At 54.5% G+C, this 10000-nt stretch carries 10 protein-coding genes and 1 tRNA gene; 5 read left to right on the top strand and 6 right to left on the bottom strand.

Annotated elements, in window-relative coordinates; all coding sequences use genetic code 11:
* Nucleotides 1-212: 212 nt before the first annotated feature.
* Genes ENN66_02405 through ENN66_02395 form a run of 3 tightly spaced genes read right to left on the bottom strand, consistent with a single transcriptional unit; the run spans nt 213 to nt 2334 of the window.
* Nucleotides 213-1307, bottom strand: a complete 1095-nt coding sequence (locus ENN66_02405) for a PAS domain S-box protein (GenBank protein HDS15471.1) — start codon at nt 1305-1307, stop codon at nt 213-215.
* Nucleotides 1252-1731, bottom strand: a complete 480-nt coding sequence (locus ENN66_02400) for a hypothetical protein (GenBank protein HDS15470.1) — start codon at nt 1729-1731, stop codon at nt 1252-1254. Before ENN66_02400 ends, ENN66_02405 begins: the two co-directional genes overlap by 56 nt.
* A gap of 42 nt (nt 1732-1773) precedes the next feature.
* Complete coding sequence (locus ENN66_02395; protein HDS15469.1) at nt 1774-2334, bottom strand: GNAT family N-acetyltransferase; 561 nt, start codon at nt 2332-2334, stop codon at nt 1774-1776.
* A gap of 168 nt (nt 2335-2502) precedes the next feature.
* Between ENN66_02395 and ENN66_02390 the strand changes: the two genes are divergently transcribed.
* The gene (locus tag ENN66_02390) at nt 2503-3309 is read left to right on the top strand and encodes a carbon-nitrogen family hydrolase (GenBank protein ID HDS15468.1); all 807 of its coding nucleotides are present in this window, start codon (nt 2503-2505) and stop codon (nt 3307-3309) included.
* Here the strand turns inward: ENN66_02390 and ENN66_02385 are convergent.
* The 3 genes from ENN66_02385 to ENN66_02375 form a co-directional block, all read right to left on the bottom strand.
* Entirely contained in the window at nt 3279-4175 is an 897-nt protein-coding gene (locus ENN66_02385) for an NAD(P)-dependent oxidoreductase (GenBank protein HDS15467.1), read from the bottom strand. The two genes, ENN66_02390 and ENN66_02385, sit on opposite strands and share 31 nt — an antisense overlap.
* A 106-nt stretch (nt 4176-4281) precedes the next feature.
* Nucleotides 4282-6135 (bottom strand): excinuclease ABC subunit UvrC, encoded by a 1854-nt coding sequence (gene uvrC, locus ENN66_02380; GenBank protein ID HDS15466.1) that lies wholly within the window; start codon nt 6133-6135, stop codon nt 4282-4284.
* Nucleotides 6098-7426 (bottom strand): replication-associated recombination protein A, encoded by a 1329-nt coding sequence (locus tag ENN66_02375; protein HDS15465.1) that lies wholly within the window; start codon nt 7424-7426, stop codon nt 6098-6100. Before ENN66_02375 ends, uvrC begins: the two co-directional genes overlap by 38 nt.
* 114 nt (nt 7427-7540) lie before the next feature.
* On the opposite strand from ENN66_02375, the gene ENN66_02370 reads away from it, so the two are divergent.
* The 4 genes from ENN66_02370 (at nt 7541) to ENN66_02355 (ending at nt 9305) form a co-directional block, all read left to right on the top strand.
* Nucleotides 7541-8074 (top strand): nitroreductase family protein, encoded by a 534-nt coding sequence (locus ENN66_02370; GenBank protein HDS15464.1) that lies wholly within the window; start codon nt 7541-7543, stop codon nt 8072-8074.
* 21 nt (nt 8075-8095) lie between these two features.
* The gene (locus tag ENN66_02365; protein HDS15463.1) at nt 8096-8509 is read left to right on the top strand and encodes a hypothetical protein; all 414 of its coding nucleotides are present in this window, start codon (nt 8096-8098) and stop codon (nt 8507-8509) included.
* A gap of 178 nt (nt 8510-8687) precedes the next feature.
* A tRNA-Leu gene (locus ENN66_02360) sits at nt 8688-8773 on the top strand.
* A 175-nt stretch (nt 8774-8948) separates the two neighbouring features.
* Nucleotides 8949-9305: a hypothetical protein gene (locus ENN66_02355; protein HDS15462.1), complete on the top strand. Its 357-nt coding sequence runs from the start codon at nt 8949-8951 to the stop codon at nt 9303-9305.
* The last annotated feature ends 695 nt before the right edge of the window (nt 9306-10000 follow it).

Below are 10000 nucleotides of genomic sequence, written 5' to 3'. Positions count from 1 at the left end.
CCCGTCGACCAGAGGAGAGCGCCTTATACGCTCACCGGCATTCCTTGTCAAGCTCTTTCTTTTTAGGTTTGAAGCTCAATCGATTCTTTTGTCTGAGAACTTTCCGACACCTTGAAGAGCGATTAAAGCCTCTCATCGGCGAAGGAGGTGCCTTATACCCCTGCCCTTTTTTTTTGTCAAGCGCTTTCTTTAAGATTTCATAAATATCTTACTCAAAATTTGTATCCCTCCACCACATATACTGGTATCAGACCAATACCCTTAACCACCCCTGGGGCCAGGGCTCGGATTTGAATGAAGTCCCGCACCTTTTGATAAACCTTTTCACTGACCATGATTTCACCTCCCCGCGAATACTCCTGCAGTCTGGCCGCAAGATTTACCGTTTCTCCGATCGCGGTAAAATCCATCCGTACCGGCGATCCGATATTTCCGACCACCGCCGCGCCGCAACTGATCCCCACCCCAAGATGAAGATGGGCCTCACCGCTGTGCTGACGACGGCGATTCAACCGGCCGATTTCTTCCTGCATTTCCACTGCGCACTCAACCGCTTTTTCCGCAGCGGCCACCAACGGAGCCGGAGCGCCGAAAAGAGCCATCACGCCGTCCCCGACAAACTTATCAAGCGTACCGGAATACTTCAGGATCACATCCACCATCACACCCAGATAGGAATTGAGAAGTTCGACCACGGATTCAGGCTCCAGTCCCTGAGCCATGGATGAAAAGCCTCTAAGATCGGCAAACAAAACCACAACCTCCATCCGCTGTCCGGTCAGGCACAGCGGCTCGCCACTTTGGGCCAGACCCTCAGCCACAGCCGGACTCAGGTAACAGGACAATGAATGCTGCAGACATTCCTGTTCCGTAATATCATCTACAATTATAATATAGCCTTGCAGACTGCCTTCGCGCTCGCGCCAGGCTTCCACCCGAACATGCCGATAAACCGGGCGGCCGCCTTCTTTTTCTATCCGCAGCTTAACGCCTTCGACCAGCCCCTTTTCTTCCATTTGCCGTTGAAAAAATGAAAAAGGGATTTCAATCCGAGAAGCGAAAACCTGATCAACACGACAACCCAGAACCTCCTCACGCCGCAAATCGCTTAGCCTTTCCATGGATCGATTGAACATTTTAATCATCAGGTCAGTTCCAACGACAATAATCCCGGAAACCAGACTCTCGAGAATCTCGACGAGAAAATCCCGACTCTGCTGCAGCTCAAGGGTCGTGACATTGACCTTACGATCAAGACAAGCAGACAATTCCTCCAGGGGCGCGGTTCTTTTCTTCCTGACAGACATGGGTGACGCATGCGCGCCGTAAACGCATCCTGACAAATGTCAACAAACACCCCAAAGCCTGACTTTCCGCCCGCAGAACCGAGCCAAAAGCCTGCAGCAAATGTTCATGCTCATCCTTAAACTCAGCCTGCAAAACCGGCATAACCACTTCACGAAAGGTCAGAAAAACCGCCTGAATCGCGGAAATACGAACCTGCTCATCACTGCGCCGCCGAGCCATCTCACCGATGTAATCAGTCAGCGAAACAAAGGAACCGGTCTGCAGAAAATCCATATAGGCGTGATAACAGAGTCTGACGCTGGCCTCCAGCTCAGAGGCCGGGCGCTCTTTATACGCCGCAAACCGACTGCGCACGTCGACAACCGTGGCCTCGATCAGGGCTTCCATATTACGCAACCGCAGCCGCGTCAGCCGCTCCCGCAAGACTTTATCCGAATCCTTGCCATCCCTCCCTCCGGCGTCTTCTCAGAAAAGATACTCTTTGCGCGCCGCGAGCGACAGGACCATGATTGACACATCATGCAAAGAACCGGTGGCGTCCATCAGGTAATCATCAAACTCAGCATGCCGGACAAAACCAAGCTTACGAAACGCTTTAATGACCGCCAACTCCTCTGAAACTACTTCCGCCAACAACATATGCAGTCCCATTTCACGACCAATCTCAATCAGTTCTCGAAGCATCTGCATACCCAATCCAACCCCACGAAACTCTCTGGCCAAATAAATCCGCAGTTCGCCGATATGCCTTTCAGCCCCCCGACGCCGATGCAGCGTCGCATCCCCCACCAGCAGTTCTCCGTGCATGGCCAGCAAGGGGACTACGGTTTCATAATCAAGGTTCCTAAACCAATTTGACACGACGGCCGGATCGTGCACATCCTCTTTCAAAAAACGTACATCCTTGGCGGCCTGTCCCGCGAACATATTCTTAACCAGCTCTTCATCGGCGGGCCCCATGGGCCGCAATAAAATCCTGAGCCGGTTACTGGTGTTAACAAATTTACGATAGACACTGACTTTCATAATTTGCTCCTTTCAAAAAGCCCGCGCGCAGGGCAAAGACCAACTTGCCTTACATTATTATATAAGATACAATGAACCCTTAAAAAAATTCAACCGCTCCGGAACCACGATTCAGCGTCGCCAAGCGCCGATCCCGAAAACTCTAAATTGAGACAAGGTGCTCCGATCATGCCGCGCCATCAACTTACCCTGACCCTGATCCAGATGAACGTCACTCTCGGCCAGCCCGAAAAAAACCTGCAACGCCTGCAACGTCTACTGCAGGCAAGCAATGACAAACCGGATATTGTCCTGCTTCCGGAGCTCTGGAGCACCGGCTACGACTATCAACATTTAAACACCCTGGCCGCCTCGACTCCAGCTCTCATCGCAAACTTGGCCCAACTGGCCACCGCGCGCAATTTCTACATCGGGGGCAGCCTGCTCGAAAAGGACGGCGATCGGCTCTACAACACCTTTTATCTGCTCGCCCCCACCGGACACCAGGTCGCGGCCTACCGCAAAATCCATCTTTTTTCCCTGATGGACGAGGATCTCTATATCAATCCTGGCAACCAACCCTGCCTCATTCAGGTCTACGATCATCCCGTGGGCTTGCTGACCTGCTACGATATCCGTTTTCCTGAACTGAGTCGCGCCCTGGCCCTGGCGGGAGCCGAGTTGCTCCTGGTCTGCGCCCAGTGGCCGAAACCACGCACGGCCCACTGGCGCACCCTGCTCCGGGCCCGAGCCCTCGAAAACCAGCTTTTCGTGGCGGGCTGCAATCGCATCGGCCAAGACCGGAAACTGAGTTTCCCCGGAGCTTCAGCGATTTACGATCCCTGGGGAAATTGCGTTCTACGGCCCCCCCGACGCCAAGGCGCCTTTACAACCACCATTAACCTGAACAAAATCACCACTGTCCGTCACAACCTAGACTGCTTTAAAGATCGCCGACCGGAAGCTTACGACCTGAAACCGAGAGTTTCCAGATAATCCGCCAAAGCTTCCCGCCAGGGGCGCACCAGCGCCGGAAATAATTCACGAAAACGCTCCAGGGACAGAATCGCCCGCGCAGGCAGGACCAACCCTCCCGAAGCCATCTCCGCCAGGGGCCCGGCTTGCAGCAAGCCCTGATCGGAGCCGGTCAGGGCGGCTACTTCTCGGGCAAAAGCATGAAGACTCACCCCCTCGCCGGCATCATTCGTATAATGATAAATTCCGGCCGCCCACTCCGAAAGCAAAGCCACCGTGGCCGCGGCCAAATCTCCGATATAGGTCGGGGCCACAAAGAAATCATCCGGAACCTGCAGAACATGTCCACCTTGAAGCGCCTGTATAATCCGCTCAACCCAATCATTCCGCGCGGGACCATAAACCAGATCGCTACGAATAATCAGGTGATTCTTAAGCAGACCGGCCACCATCTCTTCGCCGCCCTGTTTAGAAATACCAAATTGGTTAAGCGGCCACAACTCATCGGCTTCGTCGTAGAGAGCACCTTTGCGTCCATTAAAAACCAGCTTGCTGCTGAAAGAACAAAGATAAGCATGAAAACGCTCCGCTGCCCGCGCCAGATTAAAAAGACCCCGGGTATGGACGGAAAGGGTGCCGACCGGGTCTTTCTCGGCCGCCAGGATATCGCTGAAACCAGCGCAATCAATAATCACCGCCGGCCGCAGCCGCTCAACCGCCGCCATGACCTGTTCGCTTTCAAGGATATCAAGTTCTTTCTGAAGCAGACCAATTACTTCATATTCCGGCCGCATGCCCAAAAGCTGAAGCAAAACCCGCCCCAAACGACCGCCGGCTCCAACCAGTAAAATCCTTCTCGCCATTGTTTCTACCCCATTTTCCGACATTCATTATTCATTTTCCGGCCGGGCCGGAGCCAAGGCGAGCGCCGCTCGATATACTTCGGAATCGCCGGTTAACACAACAAAGTTACAACTTAATCCGACCCACCGCTCAATGATTGCAAAGGAACTCATGCAGCCGCCGAGCCGTCGCCAAAGGCAATCTCGCCCGGCTCACCAGAACTTCGGGAGAAGCCTGCCGCAGCTCTTCAAGACTGCCGAACATCCGCAACAGCGTCAGAGCCCGTTTCCGGCCGATGCCCTCAACCTCCAGCAGGCTTGTATCACGTTCTTTTTTTCGGACCTGGCGATGATAGGTCACGGCAAAACGATGGGCTTCATCCCGCACCTGCTGGAGCAGACGATAAGCGGGTGAAAACACCGATAAGCACCAAGGCTCGCGGTGACCGGAACCAAAAAAATGGTCCGGCTCATGACGATCCCGCACGCCTTTTTCATTCCGGCCCTTAGCGATCGCCAACAGCGGAATTTCAACATTGAGTTCACGCAACACCCGAGCCACAGCTTCCAGCTGAGCCAGACCGCCGTCCAGAACCAATAGATCCGGAAATAAGCGCTCTTTTTCCGCGGCAAAACGCCGACGCACAACCTCCGCCATACGAGCAAAATCGTCCGGGGGCGCCTGGGCCAAGCGATAATGGCGATAGCCCTCTTTAAATGGAACGCCCCCCCGAAAAGTCACCAGCGCGGCCACCACCCCCTGATCCTGAAGATTAGAGATATCAAGTCCCTCGATCATTTCCGGAGGACTTTTAAGTTGGCAAAATTGCGCAATCGCGGCCAGCGCCTGAACCGGAAAATCATTTTCCGACACCTGTCCCCCCAGATGCTCTTGCGCATTCCGACAAGCAAGCTCCAGAAGTTTCAGGCGTCTTCCGCGCTGCGGCGCCACCAGTTTTACCCGCCCGCCCCTGATTTTTTCAAGCCAGGCCTCAAGCCCGGCCGAGAATTCACCGACTGCGGGCAGAACGATAACCGGCGGTGGGCGGTATATTTCTCCCTCGGCGCCATAATAACGCTGAAGAAAAGCACTCGGCAAATCATCCGGAACCCCGCCGTAGGCAGGAAACGAAAATGGTCGTCCGCCGACTACATTGCCCCGCCTGATGGTCAACAGATACAGCGCGCAAGCTCCGGTGACATTAACCGCCATCCCGATCACATCGAGATCCTCATCCCGACCGGCATCAATGGCCTGATTTTCGAGAATCAGACGAAGATCAGCCAAGGCATCACGAAATTCGGCCGCCCGTTCAAAATCGAGTTTTTCCGCCGCCGCCCGCATCCGTCGCTCCAGGCGGAGCAAAACCGAGCGGCCCCGGCCCCCAAGAATCAGGGCAGCGGAGCCGACCCGGCGCCGATATTCCAGCTCACTCACCCGGCCACAGCAGGGCCCGGAACAAAGATTCATCTGAAAATTAAGACAGGGGCGCACCCGGTTGGCGAATCGCTCTCCCCGACAACGCCGCAGCCTAAAATGCCGGTTCAGCACGGCCAGGGTGCCGCGCAGGGCGGCGACCGCCGGAAACGGTCCGAAATAGCGCGCCCCATCCCGACGCCGCCGTCTGACCAGTTCGAAACGAGGGAAAGCCTGGCGACTATCAAGTCTCACATAAGGGTATTGCTTATCATCTTTGAGTTCAACATTAAATGGCGGGCGGTACTGTTTGATAAGATTGTTTTCCAGCAGCAAGGCTTCAACCTCGCTCTTCGTCAGGATCACCTCAATGTCCCTGACCCTGGTCAACAGTAGGGCCGTTTTCGCTCGATCCGGCCGCCCACTGAAATAAGACCGCACCCGCTTGCGCAAGGAAATCGCCTTGCCGACATAAAGAACGCTGCCATCCTCGGCCAGCATCTGATAAATTCCGGGCTGGTCGGGCAGCTGCGCCAATTTTTTTCCCAGGTCACTTTTCACTTCGGTCGACTGCCGTTTCGCCGGTATTCCCTCGCGCCTGCCGGTTTCTCGCCTCCTGACGCTGACGAATCGTCAGCTCATAACCTTGACCGGAAGGACGATAAAAAGGAAGCTGGGTCAAACCTTCGGGCAGGGCCTTGATTAAAAGCTGATTGCCGGGATCCCGGTGAGGATTGACATAGGAGCGCCCGTACCCCAGATCCCGCAACAGCTTGGTCGGCGCATTACGAACCTGCAAAGGCACAGGCAGGCTGCCGCTGGCCCTAATCTCCCGCTCAATCCGTTTCACCGCCTGATAAACCGCGTCGCTTTTCGGCGCGGTCGCGAGATAGACCGCCGCCTGATACAAAGCCAGCTCCCCTTCCGGAGAGCCCAGGGTTTCATAGGCCTGACGAGCGTTGATCGTCAACTGCAAAGCCTGCGGCGCGGCGTTACCGACATCCTCGCTGGCAAAACGGATCATGCGGCGGGCGCAATACAGCGGATCCTCGCCCGCTTTCAGCATGCGCCCCAGCCAGTAAAGGGCCGCATCCGGGTCTCCGGCCCGCATACTTTTGATAAAAGCGGAAATCTGATTAAAGTGCTCCTCTCCGTCGCGATCATAGTCAAGTTTACGATCACCCAGCAGCGGCGCCAGGGCGGCGACGCGCAAAACCCCGTCCGCCGTTTCCGGCAGAAGATTCAGACAGGCGCTGTCAAGCAGGTTGAGCGCCCGACGGGCATCACCTTCGGCATAAGCGGCGATCAGTCCCAGAACCTGGGCCTCGACCTGCAAGTCACGACCCTGGTCACGGTTCAGACAAAGCACGGCGCGTTCGAGAAGAAGCTTGATGTCGTCCACGGTCAGCGCCTTGAGAACGGCGACGCGTGCCCGGGAAAGCAGCGGCGTGATAATCGAAAAAGAGGGGTTTTCCGTGGTCGCTCCGAGCAAGATCAGACTGCCTTCTTCGACCGGAGCCAACAGAAAATCCTGTTGCACCTTGTTGAAACGATGAATTTCGTCAAGGAAAAGAACCGTGCGCCGCCCGGACAACTGATTGGCGCGCCCGATTTCAGCAAGTTTACGCACCTCGGCCACCCCGGCGGTTACTGCGGAAAGCTTGTGAAAATCAGCCTCTACGAAGCCGGCCAACAGGTTTGCCAGGGTGGTTTTGCCGCAACCTGGAGGCCCCCAGAAAATCATGGAATCAAGGCGTTTCATTTGCAGCTGGCGCGCGACAACACCTTCGCCGGCAAGCAGATGGGACTGGCCGACAAACTCCTCGAAGTTTTGCGGACGCAGGCGATGAGCCAGCGGGGAAATAAGCGAAGAATTCAATCTTTTTACTCCTTTATACTCTTTTCTTCTATTTATTGAATAGGCTTATCCGCCAAGAAAGTCAAGTCCGCCGAAAAGCTTGACAGACTTCGCCGCGCTGGTTACAATCAGGTCATGACTGAACTGGGAAAACAGCTCAACCAGCTGCAGCAGACAATTCGGGAACGACGCAGCCTTCGCCGTTTCAGCGCCCGGCCGGTTCCGGATGAAATGCTGGACAGCATTTTGGAAGCCGGCCGCTGGGCTCCTTCCGGCCTGAATAATCAACCTTGGCGTTTCGCTCTGATTCGCGACCCGGAACTCCGCCACCGGATGGCCGCGCTGACCAGATACCGTAAAATCATCGCAGGAGCGTCCGTTCTGATCGCGGTCTTCCTGGACAATGATTCCCTTTACCACCGCGAGAAAGATATTCAGGGCATCGGCGCCTGCCTCCAGAACATGCTGCTGACCGCCCACAGCCTGGACTTGGGAGCGGTATGGCTGGGAGAGATTCTGAAAAACGCTCCTGCGGTCGGCCGGTTGCTGGAACTTCCCCCGCGCTACGAACTGATGGCGGTCGTCGCCGTCGGTTTCCCGCTCGACGACCGCGAGCCTGACCCGGTCGACCGAAAACCCCTGGCTGAGTTAATTATCTGCCGCCGCTGAACCCCACCACAGGTGCGCGCCATGTATGATCCGCCCGATAAAGCCCCACCGCTCTCCGGAGATATTCCCCCAATTCTGGCCACGCAAGCCGTGGCGGCTTTAAGTCTGAGAAAACGCCGCTCGCGCTTGACCCGCACTTACCAAACCGGGGGGACAGGCGCCGGCCCGGAACGCAAGAAAAGCCAAACCGCTTATCGCGAAATCCTGACGATTCTGAAACAAACCTGCAAAAAACTGAAATTGCATGAACACAACCTCCATATATCCCTGCTCGAAGTACCGGACGGTTTCATTCTGAAGGCCTACGACTGCCAGAGTAATCATCAGGTCTGCCGCCAGATCAATGAACGATTTTTCCATTCCCCGGAAAAAATCGAACGTTTGTTCGAAGAAATCATGAGCGGCACCGGCCTGCTTCTCGATCTCAGCGTTTGAGTCTCTCCCGACGCAGATGACCTTTTCGCGTCCCGAGGATCGCCGGCGGCGGCGCATCTGGTCAATCATAAAAACGCTGACCCCGGCAAGACGATTCAGCAACAATTTCTTGACAAGAAACTCGATATGGTTTAGAAGTGCGCCGGTTTCCGTCGACAACATGGCAGGAAACCCTTTTGCCGAAGTGGTGGAACTGGTAGACACGCTATCTTGAGGGGGTAGTGGGTAATACCCGTGCCGGTTCGAGTCCGGCCTTCGGCACCATAAATCGGAAAGAGCCTGTAAATTTAATATTTACAGGCTCTTTTATTTTTCAGTTGTAATATTTATAAATTTATTGCATCGTCCGGAAACTTCAGCGCCGACCACAGCGCACTTATACATCATGCACATTCCGTGCAACCTCTTTCTCCAGACCCTCCGGGGTAGACAAAAGATCATGAGCCGGATTCCGATCACCATCATGCTGCTTGTCTGCAGCAACATTTTCATGACCCTGGCCTGGTACGGCCACCTGTGCAACCTTTCACACAAGCCCTGGCTCATCGCCGCCCTGGCCAGCTGGGGAATCGCCCTGTTTGAGTACCTGCTTCATGTCCCGGCCAACCGTCTCGGACACCAGGTCATGTCGCTGGCGCAATTGAAAATTCTGCAGGAAGTCATCACCTTAACGGTTTTCGTGCCCTTTTCCATCTTTTACATGAAAGAAAAGATCTCCCTCGACTACCTCTGGGCCGGACTCTGCATCATGGGCGCGGTCTTTTTCCTCTTCCGCAGCCGGATATTCAGCTCGTGAGCGCCCGCGCAAAAAGTCACCAAGGCAACCTGGCCCCGAAAGAATGGGGGCGACCGTCCCGTTTCGTTCCCGCATCCTGAAAACAATCCCCAATTCTCTCCATAACCGTCGAGAAGGAGTTTTTCTACTTCCAGGTCTGTCGGTTTCGACATTTCAATGCGGGTCGCAGAGCCGACGGATCAACGGTCGCCACTTTTTTAAGGCATCCAGCCGCTCCCCTGCCCCTTGAACTCGTCTATTTCAGCAATCAGCCCAAGCACGAAAATCCGTAAATCAGCGCAAATCAGGGACAGACCACGTTTTATTTTGACCATGATTTATTCCTTATTCCTTTCTTGGCCGGCTGGCTTTGCCGGGGGTGACACGACGGCCGAGAGTTTCGCTTATTTCCTTGGCAAATTTCTCTGAACCCAAGGCAAAGTTCCCGTTTGTTGCTTTACGAATTCTATCAAAAGGTGTTGCAAAGATTGGATAAAATATCAATAATAACATTTATTTAATGCAGGAAAACCTCTATAATGGGCATCAATGATCACCACAAAACATCAGCCCAAAATAGAGGTTTTCCATGTTCCGTAAAGATAGCAAAAACGAAGTGAGAGCACAACTCAAAAAAGAGTACCCCAACTGGAAACGTATTCCGAAGAAAATGAAGAAAAAAATCGCCAATGAGGTTTTGTTGGAAGTTGTCAGTG

Source organism: Pseudomonadota bacterium (assembly GCA_011049115.1).
Taxonomy (GTDB): domain Bacteria; phylum Desulfobacterota; class Anaeroferrophillalia; order Anaeroferrophillales; family Tharpellaceae; genus DSCM01.
This window is presented reverse-complemented; position numbering and strand designations above follow the sequence as displayed.